We start from the raw sequence: 20,149 nt of genomic DNA, 5'->3' as shown, positions 1-20,149 counted from the left end.
CCATGACCCCCATCCAACGCCGCGGCTTCGTCATCGGTGCCGGGCTGGGCGCTGCAGCGCTGGGCGCCTTCGTCGCGCTGCGAGGCGGCCCCTCTCACAAGAACGCGGGCCAGCCGCTGTCGCCCGAGGCCCAGGCCTTCTGGGCGCAGCGCTTCCCGGGGCTGGACGGCGAGCCGCTGGACGTGGCGCGCTGGCGCGGCAAGCCGTTGCTGGTGAACTTCTGGGCCACCTGGTGCGCGCCCTGCGTGAAGGAACTGCCCGAGATCAACCAGTTCTACAAGGAAGCGCAGGCCAAGGGCTGGCAGGTCGTGGGCCTGGCGGTGGACCAGTTGGATCCGGTGAAGGCCTTCCTGCACAAGACGCCGCTGGACTTCCCCATCGCGCTGGCCGGATCGCAGGGCCTCGCGCTGGTGCGCGAACTGGGCAACACCGCGGGCGGGCTGCCGTTTTCGCTCGCGTTCGACACCGGCGGCGAGATCAACTGGCGTCGCCTGGGCGTCAGCCGCCTGGAAGAGCTGCGGGAATTGGCCAAGACCGCCGGCTGACCGCAGCCGCGCACCCGCGCGGCGCACCGACCCCGAGAATTTCCCTATCCGGCGGGAAACCGGCGCCAAAAAGCGTAAAGTGCGCCCTTCCTCAATTTAGTGGTGGCTCCCTAGACCTTCGGGCCAGCGTGCTGCCGCGTGTTTGATGCAAGTTCTCGTCCTGCATGGCCCCAACCTCAACCTGCTCGGCACCCGCGAGCCTGAGGTGTATGGCGCGCAGACCCTGGAGCAGATCGACGCCGAACTGGGCGCGATCGCGGCAGTTGCCGGCGCCAAGGTGGTGAGCTTCCAGAGCAACCACGAAGGCGCCCTGGTGGACCGCATCCAGGCCGCGCGAAGCGACGGCACGCGCTTCATCGTCATCAATCCGGCCGCGTACACGCACACCAGCGTCGCCATCCGCGACGCACTGGCCGGCGTGGCCCTGCCCTTCATCGAAGTCCACCTGTCGAACATCCACCGCCGCGAACCCTTCCGCCACCACAGTTATCTGAGTGACCTGGCGGTCGGCGTCATCTGCGGTCTCGGCGCCAGCGGCTACCGCCTCGCGCTGCGCCACGCCCTCGAATCGTTGGAAGCCGGCGCCTGAGATCCAGGCGCCGGCTTTGCCCCTTCTCCACAACTACAACAGCCTGGAGCCATGATGGACCTGCGCAAGCTCAAAACCCTGATCGACCTGGTTTCGGAATCGAACATCTCCGAACTGGAAATCACCGAGGCCGATGGCAAGGTCCGCATCGTCAAGGCCGACCCGGCCGCAGCCGTGGCCATGCAGCCGGTCTATGCGCCGGCGCCGGCCGCCCCGGTGGCTGCGCCCGCCCAGCCCGCCGCCGCAGCAGCACCTGCCGCCGCGCCCGTCGAGACCGGCCACGTCGTCAAGTCGCCCATGGTGGGCACCTTCTACCGCGCCTCCAGCCCCAACGCCAAGGCATTCGCCGACGTGGGCCAGCAGGTCAAGGAAGGCGAGCCCATCTGCATCATCGAAGCGATGAAGATCATGAACGAGATCGAGGCCGACAAGAGCGGCACGATCACGAAGATCATGTGCGAGAACGGCCAGGCGGTCGAATTCGGCCAGCCGCTGTTCATCATCGAGTGAGGCCACTCGATGTTTAAGAAAGTTCTGATCGCCAATCGAGGCGAGATCGCGTTGCGCATCCAGCGTGCGTGCCGAGAACTCGGCATCAAGTCCGTCGTCGTCTACTCCGAGGCCGACCGCGACGCCAAGTACGTGCGCCTGGCCGACGAGGCCGTCTGCATCGGCCCGGCGCCGTCAGCGCAGAGCTACCTCAGCATGCCGGCCATCATCGCCACAGCCGAGGTGACCGACGCCGAGGCCATCCACCCCGGCTACGGCTTCCTCAGCGAGAACGCCGACTTTGCCGAGCGCGTGGAACGCAGCGGCTTCACCTTCATCGGCCCGACGCCCGAGTCCATCCGCCTGATGGGCGACAAGGTCTCGGCCAAGCAGGCCATGATCCGCGCCGGCGTGCCCTGCGTGCCGGGCTCCGAGGGCGCCCTGCCCGAGGATCCGAAGGAGATCATCCGCATCGCCCGCTCGGTGGGCTACCCGGTCATCATCAAGGCGGCCGGCGGCGGCGGTGGCCGCGGCATGCGCGTCGTGCACACCGAAGCGGCCCTCGTGCACGCGGTGCAGACGACGCGTGCCGAAGCGGGTGCCGCCTTCGGCAACCCCGAGGTCTACATGGAGAAGTTCCTGGAGAACCCGCGCCATGTGGAGATCCAGATCCTCGCCGACACGTACAAGAACGCCGTCTGGCTGGGCGAGCGCGACTGCTCCATGCAGCGCCGCCACCAGAAGATCATCGAGGAAGCGCCCGCCCCCGGCATTCCCCGCCGCGCCATCGAGAAGGTCGGTGACCGCTGCGCCGCCGCCTGCAAGAAGATGGGCTACCGCGGTGCCGGCACGTTCGAGTTCCTGTACGAGAACGGCGAGTTCTACTTCATCGAGATGAACACGCGCGTGCAGGTGGAGCACCCGGTGACGGAGATGGTCACCGGCATCGACATCGTGCAGCAGCAGATCAAGATCGCGGCCGGCGAGAAGCTGCCCTTCACGCAGCGCCAGATCGAGATGCGCGGCCACGCCATCGAATGCCGCATCAACGCCGAAGACCCGGTCAAGTTCGTGCCGTCGCCCGGCCGCATCACCATGTGGCACGCGCCTGGCGGCCCTGGCGTGCGCGTGGACTCGCATGCCTACACGAACTACTTCGTGCCGCCGAACTACGACTCCATGATCGGCAAGATCATCGTCCACGGCGACACACGCGAGCAGGCGCTGGCGCGCATGCGCATCGCGCTCAGCGAGACGGTCGTGGAAGGCATCCAGACCAACATCCCGCTGCACCGCGAGCTGATGGCGGACGCCAAGTTCATCGAGGGCGGCACGAGCATCCACTACCTCGAAGGCTGGATGGCCGCGCACAAACGATGACGCGACCCGCGCTGGCCTGGTCAGTCGCGGGACAATACGGCGCATGAGTCATCTGTTTGAACTTGCGCTGGTCTGCCGCGAGGCCGACGTCGAGACCGTCAGCGATGCGCTGATGGAGATCGACGCGCTCGCGGTCTCCGTCGAGGACGCCGACGCCGACACCGAGGCCGAACACGCCCTTTTCGGCGAGCCCGGCATGCCCGCACCCAAGGCCGGCTGGGAACGCTCCGTCGTCAAGGCGCTGTTCCCCAGCGAAGCCGAGGCCACCGAAGTCGCCACGCTCCTCCTTGCGCAGGACTGGGCCGCCGACGTGCATGTGCAGGCCATCCAGGCCGTGCCCGAGCAGGACTGGGTGCGGCTGACGCAGAGCCAGTTCGCGCCGGTCGAGATCACGCCCGAGTTCTGGATCGTGCCGAGCTGGCACGAGGCTCCGCCCCAGGCCGCCCGTGTCATGCGGCTGGACCCGGGGCTGGCCTTCGGCACCGGCACGCACCCGACGACGCGCATGTGCCTGCGCTGGATCGCGACCCGCCACGAGGCCTGGCCCCGGGTGCTGGACTACGGCTGCGGCTCCGGCATCCTCGCCATCGGCGCGGCGCTGCACGGCGCCAAGCGCATCGACGCCGTGGACATCGACCCCGCCGCCATCACGTCCTCGAAGGACAACGCCCGCGCCAACGGCGTGACGCTCAACACCGGCCTGCCCGAGCTGGCCCAGGACGAGTACCCGCTGGTCATCGCCAACATCCTGGCCCAGCCGCTGAAGCTGCTCGCGCCGCTGCTGTGCGCCCATGTCGCGCCCGGTGGCCACCTCATCCTCGCCGGCATCCTGGAGCGCCAGGCTGACGAGCTGAAGGCGGCCTACGCGCCCTGGATGGCGCTCGAAGTCAGCGACAGCGAGGAGGGCTGGATCCTGATGACTGCGCACAAACCCGAGAGCGCATGAGCCTCGCGACGCGCTGCACGGCCTGCGGCACGATCTTCAGGGTCGTCGAGGACCAGTTGCGCGTCTCCGATGGCTGGGTGCGCTGCGGGCGCTGCGCGGAAATCTTCGATGCGCGCGAGATGCTCTTCGACATCGAGCGCGATGCCCCACCGCCCTGGCCGCCGCAGTACGCGCCCGTGGCTGCGCCACCCGAACCGCTGCCGCCGCCGCCCGAACCGCCCGCCGCGCACAGCCCGCCGGACTGGTTGCCGCCACCGCAGCCCGAGGTCCGCAGCGACGACCTGCCCACCGGCTGGCCCGCGGAACCCGGCCGCCACGAACCGCGCTGGGTGGATGACGCCCCGCCGGCGCAGCCGCCCGCGGCGCGCACGCCGGAGCCCAGGCCCGTGGACGTCTTCGCCGACGACGAGCCAGCGCCCGATGCATCGCCCATGCCCGCCATGGCCGCCGAGCCGGCCGAGAAGCCGGGCAAGCCAGGCAAGGTCGCCAAGCCGGACCAGGCCATCACGCCCGCCGAACCCGTGGTGCCGGAGTTCATGCGGCGCGCCGAGACCAGCGCGCGCTGGAACCGACCCCGCGTGCAACTCGCGCTGGCCATCGGCGCCCTGCTGCTCGCCGCGCTGCTGGCCCTGCAGGTCGCGCTGCATTTCCGCGACGCCATCGCCGCGCTGCACCCGGGCCTGCGCGGGCCGCTGCAGGCCCTGTGCGGGCTGGGAGGCTGCGAGATCCAGCCCTGGCGGCGAATCGATGCACTCAGCATCGACTCGACCTCGCTGAACCCGGTCGGCAGCGGCAGCTACAGGCTGACCCTTTCGCTGCGCAACAAGACAGGTGTGGACGTGGCCGCGCCGTGGATCGAGCTCAACCTGACCGACACCACTGGGGCGCCCTTCGCGCGTCGCGTGCTCGGTCCCGAAACCACGAGCCCGGCTTTGACGCAGGTGAACGCGGAGTCCGAACAGACGCTCAGCCTGCTGTTCAGCACCGGCGGGCAGCGCGTGAGCGGCTACAGCGTCAACGTCTTTTATCCCTGAGCGGGAAGCGGCAAGGCCGGCATCCTGGGTCGATTGCGGGGTCAGAGAACGGGCCGCGCGTGGTCCGCTGATCGCCACCGACGCGCCACGGCACCCACCTCGCGAGGCAAGCCACGCCTGAGCGATGGCACAAATAAAAACCCGGCACCGAGCGGAACTCGGGCCGGGCTGGCTGGTGTCGCCGGCACCCGGGTGGACGAGCCACCCGGCGGCGAGTCAGCGGATCGCCGGATTAGGGCTTGTTGCCGGTCGGGAAGGGCCAGGCAGCTTGCGGGCTCAACGCGGTCTTGGCCGCGGGAGCCGGTGCAGCAGCAGCAGGCTTGGCCGCAGGGGCAGGCTTGGCAGCGGCCTTCTTCGGCGCAGCAGCCTTCTTGGCGGCAGGCTTTGCAGCGGGCTTGGCAGCAGCGGCCTTCTTCGGCGCAGCAGCAGCCTTCTTCGCAGGCGTCGCGGCCTTCTTCGCAGGCGCAGCAGCCTTCTTAGGGGCAGCGGCCTTCTTCGCAGGTGCTGCGGCCTTCTTGGCCGGAGCTGCCTTCTTTGCAGGCGTTGCCGCCTTCTTGGCCGGAGCTGCCTTCTTCGCAGGCGTTGCCGCCTTCTTGGCCGGAGCTGCCTTCTTCGCAGGCGTTGCCGCCTTCTTGGCCGGGGCTGCCTTCTTCGCAGGCGTTGCCGCCTTCTTGGCCGGAGCTGCCTTCTTCGCAGGCGTTGCTGCCTTCTTGGCCGGAGCTGCCTTCTTCGCAGGCGTCGCCGCCTTCTTGGCCGGGGCCGCCTTCTTCGCAGGCGTCGCCGCCTTCTTGGCCGGAGCGGCCTTCTTCGCCGGGGTTGCAGCGGCCTTCTTGGCCGGCGCTTTCTTTGCAGTTGCCATGGTTTTCTCCTTGATCAAGTGGAAAAGACACCGTCCCGCACGGACCGGTCCGTGCGGATACGGCTATTCACCGTCCGAGAGTCGCTCAGGAGGAACGCCTCGGTACGGTGAATGGGATCGCCATGCAGCCCCGCCACGTCTTGCGTGTTGATGCGGGTTTCGCTCGGTGACTGCATTGGCTTGAGGCTTGATCGGGTGGCGGCTGGAGACGTCAGTCCCAGCTCAGCGCCCCGCCCGATTGGTACTCGATGACACGGGTCTCGAAGAAGTTGCGTTCCTTCTTCAAGTCAATCATCTCGCTCATCCACGGGAAGGGGTTTTCTTCGTTCGGGAACAGCGCTTCGAGGCCGATCTGCACCGCACGGCGGTTGGCGATGAAGCGCAGGTAGCCCTTGAACATCGACGCATTGAGGCCCAGCACGCCACGCGGCATGGTGTCCTCGGCGTAGCGGTACTCCAGCTCCACGGCCTTCAGGAACAGCGCCTTGATCTCGGCCTTGAACTCGGCCGTCCACAGGTGCGGGTTCTCCAGCTTGATCTGGTTGATCAGGTCGATGCCGAAGTTGCAGTGCATGGACTCGTCGCGCAGGATGTACTGGTACTGCTCGGCCGCACCGGTCATCTTGTTCTGGCGACCCATCGCGAGGATCTGCGTGAAGCCGACGTAGAAGAACAGGCCTTCCATCAGGCAGGCGAAGACGATGAGCGACTTCAGCAGCGTCTGGTCGGCCTCGGGCGTACCGGTGACGAACTCCGGCTTCATGATCGCCTCGATGAAGGGGATCAGGAACTGGTCCTTGTCACGGATGGACTGGACCTCGTTGTAGGCGTTGAAGATCTCGCTCTCGTCCAGGCCCAGGCTCTCGACGATGTACTGGTAGGCGTGCGTGTGGATGGCCTCCTCGAAGGCCTGGCGCAGCAGGAACTGGCGGGCCTCCGGCGCCGTGATGTGGCGGTAGGTGCCCAGCACGATGTTGTTGGCGGCCAGCGAGTCGGCGGTGACGAAGAAGCCGAGGTTGCGCTTGATGATGCGGCGCTCGTCTTCGGTCAGGCCGTTGGGATCCTTCCAGAGCGCGATGTCGCGGCTCATGTTCACTTCCTGCGGCATCCAGTGGTTGGCGCAGGTGGCGAGGTACTTCTCCCACGCCCACTTGTACTTGAACGGCACCAGCTGGTTGACGTCGGTCTGGCCGTTGATGATGCGCTTGTCGGCAGCCTTCACGCGACGGGCCGTCGCGACTTCGCCAGACAGTTGGGGAGCGGGGATGGAGACGTTGGCCGCTTCGCGCGGAGCAATCGCCGAAGTGGTCGCCGAAGGCATGGCCGCGAGCTTGTTCGCAGCGTGGGTGTCAGTGGACTTCAGGTCTTCGTCCCAATCCAGCATGGTGTGCTTCCTATCGCATTCAATTATCGGCAGTGCTTGTGCAAATCAACAAGGACTAGCAACTGCTATTTGCATCAATCGCGCAAAGTTTGTTGCGCGTGGGCATCGAAAACAGGCAGCGCGAACTTGTCTATACAAGTTCGCGCTGCTGCTTCAATTACTGGCAGGCCTCGCAGCCGGGGTCGTCGATGGCGCAGAACTGCACGTTCGTGGCCGGCAGCTCGGGCTCGACGACAGCGACCGGCGCCGCTTGCGCAGCCATCACGGGCGCCGCGCCTGACGACACCGAGTTCAGCTGCCCCGAGCGCGTGACCGTGCTCTTCTCGGCCTGCGTCGCGCTGATGGTGCGCAGGTAGTAGGTTGTCTTCAGGCCGCGCTGCCACGCCAGCTTGTAGGTCTCGTCCAGCTTCTTGCCCGATGCGCCGGCCATGTAGATGTTCAGGCTCTGCGCCTGGTCGATCCACTTCTGGCGGCGCGCGCCGGCTTCGATCAGCCACACGGTGTCGACCTCGAAGGCCGTCGCGTACAGCGCCTTGATGTCCTCGGGCACGCGGTCGATGCGGCGCAGCGAGCCGTCGAAGTGCTTGAGGTCCATGACCATCACGTCGTCCCACAGGCCCAGCGCCTTCAGGTCACGCACCAGCGATTCGTTGATGACGGTGAACTCGCCGGACAGGTTGGACTTGACCGACAGGTTGCCGAAGCAGGGCTCGATGGACGCGTCCACGCCGATGATGTTGGAGATGGTGGCCGTCGGCGCGATGGCGACGCAGTTGCTGTTGCGCATGCCGTGGGTGGCGATGCGGCCGCGCAGCGCGTCCCAGTCCATCGAGGTCGAGCGGTCCACGTCGACGTAGCCGCCGCGGGCCTCGGCCAGCAGGTCCAGCGAGTCGATCGGCAGGATGCCGCGGTCCCACAGCGAGCCCTTGTACGAGGAATAGCGGCCACGCTCCTCGGCCAGTTCGGTCGAGGCCCAGTAGGCGTGGTAGCAGACGGCTTCCATCGAGCGGTCGGCGAAGTCGACGGCCGCTTGAGACGCGTACGGCGTGCGCAGTTGGTACAGCGCATCCTGGAAGCCCATGATGCCCAGACCCACCGGGCGGTGGCGCAGGTTGGAGTCTCGCGCCTTCTTGACGGCGTAGTAGTTGATGTCGATGACGTTGTCGAGCATGCGCATGGCCGTGCGCACGGTCTTCTTCATCTTGACCTGGTCGATGGCGCCGTCCTTGATGTGCTGGGCCAGGTTGACGGAGCCGAGGTTGCAGACGGCAATCTCGCTGTCGTTGGTGTTCAGCGTGATCTCGGTGCACAGGTTGCTGGAGTGCACGACGCCGACATGCTGCTGCGGGCTGCGCACGTTGCAGGCGTCCTTGAACGTGATCCAGGGGTGGCCCGTCTCGAACAGCATCGACAGCATCTTGCGCCACAGGTCCTTGGCGGGCATGCGCTTGAAGAGCTTGATCTCGCCGCGGTCGGCCTTGGCCTCGTAGCCGGTGTAGGCCACTTCGAAGGCCTTGCCGAACAGGTCGTGCAAGTCCGGGCAGGTGGAGGGGCTGAACAGCGTCCAGTCGCCGCCTTCGAGCACGCGGCGCATGAACAGGTCGGGAATCCAGTTCGCCGTGTTCATGTCGTGCGTGCGGCGGCGGTCGTCGCCGGTGTTCTTGCGCAGGTCCAGGAACTCTTCGATGTCCAGGTGCCAGGTTTCCAGGTAGGCGCAGACGGCGCCCTTGCGCTTGCCGCCCTGGTTCACGGCCACGGCCGTGTCGTTGACGACCTTCAGGAACGGCACGACGCCCTGGCTCTTGCCGTTGGTGCCCTTGATGTGCGAGCCCAGCGCGCGCACCGGCGTCCAGTCGTTGCCCAGGCCGCCGGCGAACTTGCTCAGCAGCGCGTTCTCCTTCAGCGCCTCGTAGATGCCGTCGAGGTCGTCGCTGACGGTCGTCAGGTAGCAGCTCGACAACTGCGAGCGGCGCGTGCCGGCGTTGAACAGCGTCGGCGTGCTGGACATGAAGTCGAAGCTGGACAGCACTTCATAGAACTCGATGGCGCGGGCTTCGCGGTCCACCTCGCCCAGCGCCAGCCCCATGGCCACGCGCATGAAGAAGGCCTGCGGCATCTCGATGCGCTGCTCTTCGATGTGCAGGAAATAGCGGTCGTACAGCGTCTGCAGGCCGAGGTAGTCGAACTGCAGATCGCGCTCGGCCTTCAGCGCGGCGCCCAGCTTGACGAGGTCGTACTGGCCCAGCTTCTCGTCCAGCAGCTCGGCCTTGATGCCCTTCTTGATGTAGCCGGGGAAGTACTCGGCGTAGCGCGTCTGCATCTCACCCTGCAGCACCTCGCCGCCGATGATCTCGCGGCGGATGGTGTGCAGCAGCAGGCGGGCGGTGGCGCGGCTGTAGCCGGGGTCCTTCTCGATGAGCGTGCGGGCGGCCAGGATGGCGGCCTTGTAGACCTCGTCGATGGCGACGCCGTCGTACAGGTTGCGCTGCGTCTCGGCCAGCACCGGGTCGGGCTTCACGTCGGCGCCCAGGTTCTCGCAGGCCGAGGCGATCAGCGACTTCAGCTGGCCCAGGTCCAGCGGACGGCGCTCGCCGCGGTCTACCACCATCAGCGCCGGCTCGGCCGCCTTGGTGGCCTCGCCCTGCGCAGCACGCTCCTGCGCGCGGCGCTCGCGGTACAGCACGTAGGCGCGGGCCACTTCGTGGTTGCTGCTGCGCATCAGGCCCAGCTCGACCTGGTCCTGCACGTCTTCGATGTGGAAGGTGCCGCCGCTCGGGCGCGAGCGCAGCAGCGCACGCACGACGTTCTGGGTCAGCTGCTCCACCGTCTCGCGCACACTGGCCGACGCCGCGCCCGTCGTGCCGTGCACGGCCAGGAAGGCCTTCATCAGCGCCACCGCGATCTTGCTCGGCTCGAACGAGACCACCGCGCCGTTGCGGCGAATGATCTGGTAGGACTGGTAGGTCGACGGCGTGGGCTGGCCTTGACTGGCAGTGGAGGCGCCGGACTCAAACGCGACCGGGGCGGCGGGGCTGGCGTGCGACGGGCCCGTGACGGCTTCATGCAGCATGAGGGAATCCTTTTATCGAGAGAGATCAGGCGAATGCGCGGCACGCCACCCCGTGCGGGGATGCCATGTCGTGCGTTGCTTCAGTGGGGTCGTTTCGTCCCTGCCGGTCCATGGTCAGGCCGGCGTTGCGGCGGGGTCCTCGGGCGGGTTGCTGCTGCGGCCAGGCCAGGCCAGGGCGAACAGCGATTCCGAGGTGATGATCATTGGGGGGCGACTGGGTTGGCAGGATATCACGAGGACACTATATCTACGGTGTATATCCCTCTCAAGGCACTACCCCTAGTGTCAAACCCCGTGGCGCCGCTGCACAAGAAACAGGCACCCGAAGGCCTTCCCCCCGATCAGCAAAGGCTTCTCCGCGCGCAAGCCGCATGAGGCCTGCGTTTGCAGCCCGAATCACCCCGCGAGGCCGCGCCGATGCTGGGTTTGCGCGGAGCAGACAGCCCTGCCTGAGGGCTTGGCGCCGAATTCAAGCAGGGCAAATCCCAGGGCAGGATTCGCGGGGCCTGCCGGTCAGCTGTCGCCCGCAGAAATCGCCAGCCGCGCCATGCGGTAGCGGATCTGTCGCAGCGACAGCCCCAGGCTCGCTGCAGCCGCCGTGCGGTTGAAGCGGTGCAGCTCCAGCGCACGCAGCAGGATGACGCGCTCCACCTCGTCGAGGTAGCGCGCCAGGTCGGCCGGCAGCTCCTCGGGCAGCGACACGCCATCGGCCACGGCGGCCGCCACGACCGGGACTTCGAACGCGGCGAACTGCGATTCGCTGCGGCCGTCGTCCAGCAGCGCGTCCGGCAGGCCGAGGTCGCCCGCCTCGATCCACTCGCCGCCGGACAGCGCCAGCGCGCGGTGCAGCAGGTTCTCCAGCTCGCGCACGTTGCCGGGGAAGGCGTAGCGCGACAGTGTCTGCAGCGCACCTGGCGCCAGCCGCGGCGTGGGCGACACGCCGGCGTCCTGCGCGATGCGCGCCAGCACGCGCGCGCTGATCAGGCCCAGGTCCTCCAGCCGCTCGCGCAGCGGCGGCACGCGGATCTGGATGACGTTGAGCCGGTAGAACAAGTCCTGCCGGAAGCGCCCGGCGGCCACCTCGGCCGACAAGTCCTTGTGGGTGGCGCTCAGGATGCGCACGTTGATCGGCGTCTCCGCCGTCGCGCCCACGGGCCGCACCGAGCGCTCCTGGATCACGCGCAGCAGCTTGCTCTGCATCGCCAACGGCAGGTCGCCGATCTCGTCCAGGAAGAGCGTGCCGCCGTCGGCCGCCTGGAAGAAGCCTTCGCGGTCCTCGTTGGCACCGGTGAACGCTCCCTTGCGGTAGCCGAAGAACTCGGCCTCCAGCAGGTTCTCGGGAATGGCACCGCAGTTGACCGCGATGAAGCTCTGCCCGGCGCGTGCGCCGTGGTCGTGGATGGCGCGCGCGACCAGTTCCTTGCCGGTGCCCGACTCGCCCTGCACCAGCACCGGCGCCATGCTGCGGCCCACCTTGTCGATCAGCGAGCGCACCGCGCGGATGGCCGGCGACTCGCCGACCAGGCGCAAGGCCGTGGCCGGTGCCGTGCCCGCCTTCGCAGCCGCAGTCGCAGGCACCGGGGTCGGCGCCGGCGCGACCCGGCCCAGCGCGGAGCCGACGACGAGGCGGAACTGGCGCAGATCCACCGGCTTGGTGAGGTAGTCGTACGCACCGGCCTTGAGCGCCTCCACCGCGTTCTCGGCCGATCCGAACGCCGTGATGACCAGCGCCTTCTCGGTGCGCCCGGCCTGCTCCAGCCAGCGCAGCAGCGCTAGGCCCGAACCGTCGGGCAGCCTCATGTCGGTGATGACGGCGCCGTAGCTGCCGGCCTGCAGGTGCGCCAGCGCCTCGGCCACCGACCCGGCGCTGTCGATCTCGTAGCCTTCGCGCAGCAGGGTCAGCTCGTAGAGCGTGCGCAGGTCGGGTTCGTCGTCGACGACCAGCAGGCGCGCGGGGGTGGGATGGGTCATGCGGAGGCAGGGGTGCGCAAGCGCACGCAGAACTCGTTGGCCGCCGCATCGGCGGCGCGGCGGTAGTCGATGCGGGCACCATGGCGCTCGCACAGCTCCCGGCAAATATAGAGGCCCAGGCCCGAACCGCGGCTGCGCGTCGAGAAGAAAGGCTCGAACAGATGGCGCTCAATCTCCGGCGGCACCGGCGCGCCGGCACTGCCCACGACGAGGTCGAGCGCCTGCCCCTCACGCGCCAGCCCCACGCGGATGGTGCCCGCGCCTGCGTCCGCATGGCGCAGCGCGTTGTCCAGCAGGTTGACCAGCACGCGGCGCAAGTGCTCGGCGTCGAACAGGGCCGTGAGGCCGGGTGCTGCGACCTGCAACTGGAAGCGGCTGGCCGCGCCGGGCGAGATGCCGTTGACCAGCGCCCAGTCCTCGCAGGTCTCCTGCACCAGCGCACTGGCATCCAACGCCTGGGTGTCGGGCTGCATGCCGGGCGCGACCTCGGTCACGTCGTCAACGAGGCGCTTGAGGCGCTGCACATTGGACGCGACCATCTTCGTCAACTGCTCGCCGCGCGTGCCGCTGACGTCCTCGGCCAGCAGCGCGTTGGCCTGTGCGATGGCCGCCAGCGGGTTGCGGATCTCGTGCGCGATGCCGGCAGACACCCGGCCCATCGCCGCCAGCTTTTCCTGGCGCGTGCGCGCGAGCAGTTCGCGGTTGTCCTCGATGAAGAGCACGCACAGCTCCTCGCTGCCCTCGCGCTGGCGCGTGAAGCGCAGCCTCAGGCGCAGGCTGCGGCTGACGCCCCCCTCCAGCGGCAGCATGACATCCGTTTCAGCGCTGGCGCCGCCCGCGTAGGCCTGCTCCAACGCCAGCACCAGCGGCTGCCAGTCGGGCCGGCCGCGCAGATGCCAGCTCAGCTCGCCGTCGGCCGCTCCCAGCAGCGCGCGGGCGGCGGGGTTCATCGCGCGCACGCGGCCGCGCCGGTCGACGACGAGCACGCCCCCCTGCATCTCGTCGATGACCAACCGGTTCAACTGCTCCTGCTGGCGGGCCAGCGCCAGGCTGCCGCGCGCGGCCTTCTCCTCCCGTGCCAGCCGGGCGCTCAGCTCGCCCGCCAGCAGGCTGACGGCGAACAAACCGCCGCCCACGAGCCCGGCCTGCGTCATCTTCAGCCCGGCATCGGCGCCACGCAGCGCCGCCCAGCCGGCCGCGGCCAGCAGGCCCAGCGTCGCGATGGCGGCCGTGGCCAGCGCCAGCCGCCGCGGGCTCAGCACGGCAGCCATCAGCACCGGCATGACGAAGAGGACGCCGTAGTTCACGCCGCTGGCGTCCAGCGCGTGCAGCGCGCCGAACAGCACCAGGTCCACGCCAATGGCGCTCCACCAGTGCACGCTGCTGATGCGCGCCAGGCCCCGTGCCGACACACCCGCGCGCAACTGCGGCATCAGCCACAGCGTGATCGCCGCGACCGCGTAGGACAGGCTCAGCGCCATCGTCGAGTGCGCCGGCGGCGTCGCCAGCAGAGCCGCAATCAGTTGTGCGGCCAGCAGCGCCACGCCCAATGCCGCGCGGGCCGACAGGAAGGCGCGATACAGGCGCTCGAAGGCCGCGCTGGTTTCCGCCGGCTGCGGCGCCGACGGCGCCTCGAAGAACCAGCCGCCTTCAGACACGGGCGGTCGCCGCGCTCACGCCGGGCCGCCCGGCCGCGTCTCGAAGCTGGCCCGGTGCTCCGGGCTGCAGAACACGCCGCCGCGGCCGGGCAGCGCGTCCTCCGCGGGCAGGTGCATGCCGCACTGGGCGCAGCGCAGCATGGTCTTGGGCGTCGCTGGCGGTGAGGGCGGCGGCGGGGGCTGCGCCTCGGGCTCGCGCGGCCGGCCGCGCTTGGCGCCCAGGAAGAAAAAGAGGCCTGCCAGCAGCGCGAGCAGCAACAGGTACTTCATGCCGCCCCCCCGTTGCCCGCGCGCTGCAGCACGACTTCCAGCACGAAGCGCGAGCCGGCATAGGACAGCAGCAGCAGCGCCGCACCGGCATAGAGCCAGCGCGTGGCCAGGCGCCCGCGCCAGCCGTAGATGCGCCGGCCGGCCAGCAGCCCGGCCAGCACCAGCCAGCCGAGCACGGCGAGCAGGTTCTTGTGATCCCAGCGCCACTGCGGCGTGAACCACCAGCCCAGCAGGATGGCGAGCGACAGCACACCCACGCCGGCGGCGACGAACTGGAAGGTCAGCCGCTCCAGCTGCAGCAGCGGCAGTCCGCCCGGCGTGGCCTGGCGGCGACGCAGCTGCGACTCGGCGCGGTTCAACAGCGCGGCATGCAGCACGGCCACGCCAAAAAGACCATAGGACGCCAGGCCCAGCACCCAGTGCAGCGGCGCCCACGGCGAAGCCGCCGTCGGACGGCTCTCACCGGGAAAGCTCCAGGCCAGCAGCACGGCGGCGGCGGCCAGCCACGCGAGCACGCGCCGCACGCTGCGCAGCGGCAGGAAGCGGCTTTCGATCAGATAGACCGTCAGCACCAGCCAGGTCGTCATCGACAGCGCCGGCGCGAAGCCGAAGCGCGCACCGGGCGTGGCGAGGCCATAGCCACTGATGTCGATGTACAGGGCGATGAACTGGGCCGTCCAGGCCAGCGCCATGGGCGGCACGGAGCGCCTGGGGTGGCGCACGGACGGGTCCGCATCGCCTGCGCGCGACCGCAGCAACCCGACCCAGACGTAGCCCAGCAAGGCCAGGCCGCTGGCCACGGCCAGCGCGATGCCCGGCCCGACCGCAGCGTCTGCAAAGGGAGCGGGCGATAAACTCATGGCCGCAGTGTACTTTTGGCCTCCGCCGTTCTGCCGGACTGGCCCCCTCCCGACCCATGGCATCCACCCTCACCGACCGTCTGAGTCGCCTCGTCAAGACGATGCGCGGCCAGGCCCGCATCACCGAGAGCAACGTGCAGGACATGTTGCGCGAAGTGCGCATGGCCCTGCTGGAGGCCGACGTGGCCTTGCCGGTGGTGCGCGACTTCATCGCCCGCGTGAAGGAGAAGGCACTGGGCCAGGAGGTCGTCGGCTCGCTGAACCCGGGCCAGGTGCTGGTTTCCGTCGTGCACAAGGAACTGGCCGCGACGATGGGCGAAGGCGTGGCCGACCTCAACCTCGCCACCCAGCCGCCCGCCGTCATCCTGATGGCCGGCCTGCAGGGCGCGGGCAAGACGACCACCACCGCCAAGCTCGCCAAGTACCTGATCGAGAAGCGCAAGAAGAAGGTGCTGACCGTCTCCGCCGACGTGTACCGCCCGGCGGCCATCGAACAACTGAAGACCGTCACGCGCCAGGCTGGCGCTGAATGGTTCGAGTCCACGCTCGAGCAGAAGCCGCGCGACATCGCGCTGGCCGCGCTGGACTACGCCCGCCGCCACTACATCGACGTGCTGCTGGTCGATACGGCCGGGCGCCTGGCCATCGACGACGTGCTGATGGCCGAGATCAAGGAGCTGCACGCGACGCTGAACCCCGTCGAGACGCTGTTCGTCGTCGACGCGATGCAGGGCCAGGACGCGATCAACACGGCCAAGGCCTTCAAGGAAGCGCTGCCGCTGACGGGCGTCATCCTCACCAAGCTCGACGGCGACTCGCGCGGCGGCGCGGCGCTGTCGGTGCGCCAGATCACCGGCGCGCCCATCAAGTTCGCGGGCGTGTCCGAGAAGATCGACGGCCTGGAAGTCTTCGATGCCGAACGCCATGCCGGCCGCGTGCTGGGCATGGGCGACATCGTCGCTCTCGTCGAGCAGGTCACGGCCAACGTCGACATGGCCTCGGCTCAGGCCATGGCCGACAAGCTCAAGAGCGGCAGCGGCTTCGACCTGAACGACTTCCTGCAGCAGATCGCGCAGATGAAGAAGATGGGCGGCCTGGGCGGCCTGATGGACAAGCTGCCGCAGAACATGATGGGCAACAAGCAGCCCGGCCAGGCCGACATGGACCGCGCCGAGCGCGACATGAAACGCATGGAAGGCATCCTGCGCGCGATGACCGCCAAGGAGCGGTCACACCCTGCGCTGCTGATGGACGGCAAGAGCAAGGCCAGCCGCAAGCGCCGCATCGCCACGGGCGCCGGCGTTCAGATCCAGGAGGTCAACCGCCTGCTGAACCAGTTCGACCAGATGCAGCAGATGATGAAGAAGATGCGCGGCGGCGGCATGATGAAGATGATGAAGAAGCTGGGCGGCATGAAGGGCATGCTGCCGGGGATGTGACCCCTCGGTCTGCCACTACCGTGCGGCAAACCGGCTTCTGAGGGCGGCGCGCACCAGGCCCAGCCCGACCAGCATGCCGGCGCCGGCCACCAGGAATGTGAAGGCGTGCGGCGCCAGCACCGGGCCTGGCGCGGCCATCGCCAGCGCCGCCAGCCCGGCCGCCACGCAATAGACCGCCGCGTACAGAAACAGCCGCCAGCCCAGCCGGAACGCGCTGATGTTGCCCAGCAGCACCTGCAAGCCCAGCACCATCGGCAGCCCGAGCGCCGCCCCGATCGCGAGGATGGCCAGCCCGCTCCACGACATGGGCGGCTGGGTGGACGCTGCGGATTCGAGCGCCGCACCGCCGCTCAGGCAGCCCGCGAGCACGGCGACGGCGAACAGCAGGCGGCGCCAGATCAACACGGCGTCAGGCTCCCGTTCGGCACCATGCGCCACCCGGGCGCATCACTCCAGCAAGGCCCGCGCGAACTCGCGTGCGCTGAAGGTTTCCAGGTCTTCCAGCTTCTCGCCCACGCCGATGAAGTACACCGGGATGGGCCGCTCGCGCGCGATGGCTGCGAGCACGCCGCCCTTGGCGGTGCCGTCGAGCTTGGTGACGATGAGGCCCGTCAGGCCCAGCGCCTCGTCGAACGCCTTCACCTGGTTCAGTGCGTTCTGGCCGGTGTTGCCGTCCACCACCAACAGCACCTCGTGCGGCGCGCCTTCCTGCGCCTTGGTGATGACGCGCTTGATCTTCTTCAGCTCCTCCATCAGGTGCAGTTGCGTCGGCAGCCGGCCGGCCGTGTCGGCGATGACGACATCAGCGCCCCGCGCACGGCCCGCACTCACGGCATCGAACGACACCGCTGCCGGGTCGCCACCCTCCTGGCTGATGATTTCCACCTTGGCGCGGTCGGCCCACACGCCCAATTGCTCGCGGGCCGCGGCGCGGAACGTGTCTGCGGCCGCCAGCAGCACGCGCTGGTTGGCCTGCGCCAGATGCCGCGTCAGCTTGCCGATGCTGGTCGTCTTGCCGGCACCGTTGACGCCCACCACCATCATCACGGTCGGCGTGTGGCGCCCCACCTCCAGGCCCTTCTCGAGCGGCGACAACAGCTCGGTCAACCCGTCCACCAGCAGGCCGCGCACCGCCTGCGGGTCGGCAGCCTTGGCATCCTTCACGCGGCGCTTCAGGTCGCCGAGCAGGAACTCCGTCGCCCTGACGCCGGCGTCCGCCATCAGCAAAGCCTCTTCGAGTTCCTCGTAGAGCGTGTCGTCGATCTGCGTGCCCGTGAAGACCTGCGCGATGCTGCTGCCCGTCTTGCGCAGCCCGGCACGCAGACGGTTCAGCCAGCTCTGGCGCGGCGTGCCTTCAAGGACGGAAGGCGGCGGGGCAACGACCGGCAAAGGAACCGGGGCGGCCGCTGGCGCACGAACAGGCGCCACCACGACCGGCTGCACCACGGACGCTGGTGCAGCAACCGGCGCCACCACGGGCGCGGCCGACGGAATCGCCACGGCTGCAGGCGCGATCGCCGGCGCAGGCCCCACGACCGTGGGCGCTGGTACCACCGCCGGCTTCGTGACCCAGCCTTCGGGCAGCAACGCGGGCGCCTCGACCGGGGCTGGCGCGGGTGTCTTCTTGAAGAAACTGAACATGCTTGCATTCTCGCTGAAACACACGCTAGAATGGCAGGCTCAGGCGCTTTAGCTCAGTTGGTTAGAGCGATGGAATCATAATCCACAGGTCCGGGGTTCGAGTCCCTGAAGCGCCACCAAGTTGTCCGAAAGCCTCGTGAGTCAAGCACTTACGAGGCTTTTTCGTTTGGCCGGGTATCCACTTCAGGTATCCACCTTTGGCCGCGAAACCCTCCCGACTCGCAAAGAATCGCCACGGCACCTACTGCCTGCGATGGATCGTTCCTGCTGGCATCCGGCCCGACGGATCGCCGCGCGAGATCCGCTTCTCGCTGCGCACGACCGATCCGCAGGAGGCGCGCATCCTGGCGCTCGAGTTCAATCTGCTGCTGGAACGAGTGCGTGCGGCGGCACGGGACAAGCAACGTCGCGCCGGCCCGACGCCGCTGACGGTCACCATCGGCGAGACGCGATGGAACATCCACGAGAACAGCGGTCGCAGCCAGTTCGACCAGTTGCTGCACGACCGGCCTGAGCTCCGCCAGGCCCTGCTGGACACGGTCACGGACGGCGTGGCGCCCGTAGAAGCCGCAGCAGCGCTGGTGCAGCCTGTAGCGCCGACAGTGGCAACGGCCCATCCCGCAAATCCTGCACTGCTGAAGACATCCATCGAGCTCTTTGAGCGGTCGCGCGCCACGCTCAATGGCAACCGGCGCGGCACGGCTGGCGAGAAGCGACGGACCATGGATTTGCTTGATGCGCATCTCGTCGCCCGCCGACATCCTGCGCAGACGATCTACGTTCACGATGTCCTTCGCCACGAGCTGATCGACTTCGTCACCGAATACGCTCGCCGGCCGGCCAAGGCCAGCAGCGATGGCGCAGCTTCGAAGACGAAACCCTTCGCGCATGATGCCAACGGCAGCGATGCCTTCGAGACCTTGTCCCCGCGCACGGTGATCAAGGCCATCGGCCATCTGGAGAACTTCTATGCCTACGCCGTCGGCAAGGCCTGGGTTGCTGCCAACCCCATCGACGCGGCCTTCCACGGTGCCACCGAAGGACTTCGCAAGGGGGCGGCCAGCGCCAAGCGCGCCAACAGCTACGAGTGTTTCACTGATCCCGAGTTGGCCTTGATCTTCGAGCCGATGCGCTATCTGGCAAACATGCGCGCCGCCGATGACTTCTGGGCACCCCTGATCGGCGCCTACCTTGGCGCACGTCTCGCGGAGATCGTGACGCGGCAGGTCTCCGACATCCGCTTCTCGCCCGAGCACGGGGTGTATCTGCTGAGCGTGAACGACGACGAAGGCGCGAACGGTGCGCCACGCGCCCGGGCCAAAAACAGCAACTCGCTGCGCCACGTTCCGATTCCGCAGGCGCTGATCGATCTAGGCCTGATCGAGTACGTGGACCATGTGAAAGCGCTCGGCGCCACGATGCTGTTCCCGCACCGAGAGCTCAACGACACGAGGCAGGCCGACCCGTCCAAGCACGTCAGCCGGGTCTTCGCCGCGCATCTGGACGCCATCGGCATCACTGCACCGGACAAAGTCTTCCATAGCTTTCGGCACACAGTCATCACACGGCTGCACGTGCACGGCACGCCTGTCGGCGACGCGGAACTGATCGTCGGACACGCGGCCCAAGACGCTCATGTGCGACTGAGCAGCGCTTCCGGCCAGTTCGGCGGGCAATCGTCGACGCACCTGAAGACCTACGTCAACGCGGGGGCATACGCACAGGGGTCGCTGCATGCGCGACTGAAGGCGCACCAGGAGAACAGCTTGCACTACCCGGTGGATTTCGTGCGGCTGCGCGAAGCCGCCCGCATCGTGCAGGAGCGGACCGTCAAAAGACCCGATGGCAGCTTCGCCTCCGGCTGGCACAGCAACAGCCGCGAGATCGGCAAGGCCATGCTGGATCGGGTCGCAGCGATTCCGAGGAGCGATGTCTGCCGTCCTGCCATTCGCCAGCCCCGCTCGAGCGGCCCCACTGCATGAGGATTCTTGCAATGCGCATCCACACCAGGACG

17 protein-coding genes and 1 tRNA gene are annotated in these 20,149 nt (G+C 68.3%); 9 read left to right on the top strand and 9 right to left on the bottom strand.

Annotated features, from left to right (window positions below; all coding sequences use genetic code 11):
• The first annotated feature begins 2 nt into the window (after nt 1-2).
• The 6 genes from ACO07H_RS07755 to ACO07H_RS07730 all read left to right on the top strand — a co-directional run bounded on the left by ACO07H_RS07755 (nt 3) and on the right by ACO07H_RS07730 (nt 4,983).
• A complete protein-coding gene (locus ACO07H_RS07755) occupies nt 3-545 on the top strand; it encodes a TlpA disulfide reductase family protein (RefSeq protein WP_422012800.1) in 543 nt (180 codons plus the stop codon).
• A gap of 142 nt (nt 546-687) precedes the next feature.
• On the top strand, nt 688-1,134 hold the full coding sequence (gene aroQ, locus ACO07H_RS07750) for a type II 3-dehydroquinate dehydratase (RefSeq protein WP_422012798.1): 447 nt from the start codon (nt 688-690) through the stop codon (nt 1,132-1,134).
• A gap of 54 nt (nt 1,135-1,188) precedes the next feature.
• On the top strand, nt 1,189-1,644 hold the full coding sequence (gene accB, locus ACO07H_RS07745) for an acetyl-CoA carboxylase biotin carboxyl carrier protein (protein ID WP_422012796.1): 456 nt from the start codon (nt 1,189-1,191) through the stop codon (nt 1,642-1,644).
• Nucleotides 1,645-1,653: 9 nt separating this feature from the next.
• A complete protein-coding gene (accC, locus tag ACO07H_RS07740) occupies nt 1,654-3,003 on the top strand; it encodes an acetyl-CoA carboxylase biotin carboxylase subunit (protein ID WP_422012795.1) in 1,350 nt (449 codons plus the stop codon).
• Between the two features lie 52 nt (nt 3,004-3,055).
• Nucleotides 3,056-3,949 carry a 50S ribosomal protein L11 methyltransferase gene (gene prmA, locus ACO07H_RS07735; RefSeq protein ID WP_422018606.1) on the top strand — a complete coding sequence of 298 codons (894 nt, stop codon included), beginning with the start codon at nt 3,056-3,058 and terminating at the stop codon, nt 3,947-3,949.
• On the top strand, nt 3,946-4,983 hold the full coding sequence (locus tag ACO07H_RS07730) for a zinc-ribbon and DUF3426 domain-containing protein (RefSeq protein ID WP_422012793.1): 1,038 nt from the start codon (nt 3,946-3,948) through the stop codon (nt 4,981-4,983). The genes prmA and ACO07H_RS07730 overlap by 4 nt, the downstream gene beginning before the upstream one ends.
• A gap of 232 nt (nt 4,984-5,215) precedes the next feature.
• On the opposite strand, the gene ACO07H_RS07725 is transcribed toward ACO07H_RS07730, so the two are convergent.
• From ACO07H_RS07725 to ACO07H_RS07695, 7 genes are all read right to left on the bottom strand, one after another.
• On the bottom strand, nt 5,216-5,842 hold the full coding sequence (locus tag ACO07H_RS07725; protein WP_422012791.1) for a histone: 627 nt from the start codon (nt 5,840-5,842) through the stop codon (nt 5,216-5,218).
• A 211-nt stretch (nt 5,843-6,053) separates the two neighbouring features.
• Complete coding sequence (locus tag ACO07H_RS07720) at nt 6,054-7,226, bottom strand: ribonucleotide-diphosphate reductase subunit beta (RefSeq protein WP_422012789.1); 1,173 nt, start codon at nt 7,224-7,226, stop codon at nt 6,054-6,056.
• Between the two features lie 157 nt (nt 7,227-7,383).
• Nucleotides 7,384-10,296 carry a ribonucleoside-diphosphate reductase subunit alpha gene (locus tag ACO07H_RS07715; RefSeq protein ID WP_422012787.1) on the bottom strand — a complete coding sequence of 971 codons (2,913 nt, stop codon included), beginning with the start codon at nt 10,294-10,296 and terminating at the stop codon, nt 7,384-7,386.
• Between the two features lie 513 nt (nt 10,297-10,809).
• Nucleotides 10,810-12,267 carry a sigma-54-dependent transcriptional regulator gene (locus ACO07H_RS07710; protein WP_422012785.1) on the bottom strand — a complete coding sequence of 486 codons (1,458 nt, stop codon included), beginning with the start codon at nt 12,265-12,267 and terminating at the stop codon, nt 10,810-10,812.
• Nucleotides 12,264-13,925 (bottom strand): sensor histidine kinase, encoded by a 1,662-nt coding sequence (locus tag ACO07H_RS07705; RefSeq protein WP_422012783.1) that lies wholly within the window; start codon nt 13,923-13,925, stop codon nt 12,264-12,266. The genes ACO07H_RS07710 and ACO07H_RS07705 overlap by 4 nt, the downstream gene beginning before the upstream one ends.
• Before the next feature lie 15 nt (nt 13,926-13,940).
• Complete coding sequence (locus ACO07H_RS07700; RefSeq protein WP_422012781.1) at nt 13,941-14,195, bottom strand: PP0621 family protein; 255 nt, start codon at nt 14,193-14,195, stop codon at nt 13,941-13,943.
• A complete protein-coding gene (locus ACO07H_RS07695; RefSeq protein ID WP_422012779.1) occupies nt 14,192-15,055 on the bottom strand; it encodes a cytochrome C assembly family protein in 864 nt (287 codons plus the stop codon). The genes ACO07H_RS07700 and ACO07H_RS07695 overlap by 4 nt, the downstream gene beginning before the upstream one ends.
• Nucleotides 15,056-15,111: 56 nt before the next feature.
• Between ACO07H_RS07695 and ffh the strand changes: the two genes are divergently transcribed.
• Nucleotides 15,112-16,494 (top strand): signal recognition particle protein, encoded by a 1,383-nt coding sequence (ffh, locus tag ACO07H_RS07690; protein WP_422012777.1) that lies wholly within the window; start codon nt 15,112-15,114, stop codon nt 16,492-16,494.
• Between the two features lie 15 nt (nt 16,495-16,509).
• Here the strand turns inward: ffh and ACO07H_RS07685 are convergent, their stop codons facing one another.
• Both ACO07H_RS07685 and ftsY read right to left on the bottom strand, forming a co-directional pair.
• Entirely contained in the window at nt 16,510-16,899 is a 390-nt protein-coding gene (locus ACO07H_RS07685; protein ID WP_422012775.1) for a hypothetical protein, read from the bottom strand.
• A 42-nt stretch (nt 16,900-16,941) separates the two neighbouring features.
• Nucleotides 16,942-18,135 (bottom strand): signal recognition particle-docking protein FtsY, encoded by a 1,194-nt coding sequence (gene ftsY / locus ACO07H_RS07680; protein ID WP_422012773.1) that lies wholly within the window; start codon nt 18,133-18,135, stop codon nt 16,942-16,944.
• A gap of 42 nt (nt 18,136-18,177) precedes the next feature.
• Here ftsY and ACO07H_RS07675 point away from each other — a divergent pair.
• Nucleotides 18,178-18,254 (top strand) — tRNA-Met (locus tag ACO07H_RS07675).
• 78 nt (nt 18,255-18,332) lie between these two features.
• On the top strand, nt 18,333-20,117 hold the full coding sequence (locus tag ACO07H_RS07670) for a DUF6538 domain-containing protein (RefSeq protein WP_422012771.1): 1,785 nt from the start codon (nt 18,333-18,335) through the stop codon (nt 20,115-20,117).
• Nucleotides 20,118-20,149 lie beyond the last annotated feature (32 nt).

Origin of the sequence: Roseateles sp. (assembly GCF_965229315.1) — a bacterium.
GTDB lineage: Bacteria > Pseudomonadota > Gammaproteobacteria > Burkholderiales > Burkholderiaceae_C > Pelomonas.
Note: the sequence above shows the minus strand (reverse complement) of the source record. Positions and strands in the feature narration are given on the sequence as shown.

Excerpts from the sequence above, each read along its gene's own strand:
- ACO07H_RS07700 (WP_422012781.1), bottom strand. The coding sequence starts at position 14,195 with ATGAAGTACCTGTTGCTGCTCGCGCTGCTGGCAGGCCTCTTTTTCTTC.
- accC (WP_422012795.1), top strand. The coding sequence starts at position 1,654 with ATGTTTAAGAAAGTTCTGATCGCCAATCGAGGCGAGATCGCGTTGCGC.
- accB (WP_422012796.1), top strand. The coding sequence starts at position 1,189 with ATGGACCTGCGCAAGCTCAAAACCCTGATCGACCTGGTTTCGGAATCG.
- ACO07H_RS07715 (WP_422012787.1), bottom strand. The coding sequence starts at position 10,296 with ATGCTGCATGAAGCCGTCACGGGCCCGTCGCACGCCAGCCCCGCCGCC.
- ffh (WP_422012777.1), top strand. The coding sequence starts at position 15,112 with ATGGCATCCACCCTCACCGACCGTCTGAGTCGCCTCGTCAAGACGATG.
- ACO07H_RS07725 (WP_422012791.1), bottom strand. The coding sequence starts at position 5,842 with ATGGCAACTGCAAAGAAAGCGCCGGCCAAGAAGGCCGCTGCAACCCCG.
- ACO07H_RS07730 (WP_422012793.1), top strand. The coding sequence starts at position 3,946 with ATGAGCCTCGCGACGCGCTGCACGGCCTGCGGCACGATCTTCAGGGTC.
- ACO07H_RS07755 (WP_422012800.1), top strand. The coding sequence starts at position 3 with ATGACCCCCATCCAACGCCGCGGCTTCGTCATCGGTGCCGGGCTGGGC.
- ACO07H_RS07695 (WP_422012779.1), bottom strand. The coding sequence starts at position 15,055 with ATGAGTTTATCGCCCGCTCCCTTTGCAGACGCTGCGGTCGGGCCGGGC.
- ACO07H_RS07720 (WP_422012789.1), bottom strand. The coding sequence starts at position 7,226 with ATGCTGGATTGGGACGAAGACCTGAAGTCCACTGACACCCACGCTGCG.
- ACO07H_RS07710 (WP_422012785.1), bottom strand. The coding sequence starts at position 12,267 with ATGACCCATCCCACCCCCGCGCGCCTGCTGGTCGTCGACGACGAACCC.
- ftsY (WP_422012773.1), bottom strand. The coding sequence starts at position 18,135 with ATGTTCAGTTTCTTCAAGAAGACACCCGCGCCAGCCCCGGTCGAGGCG.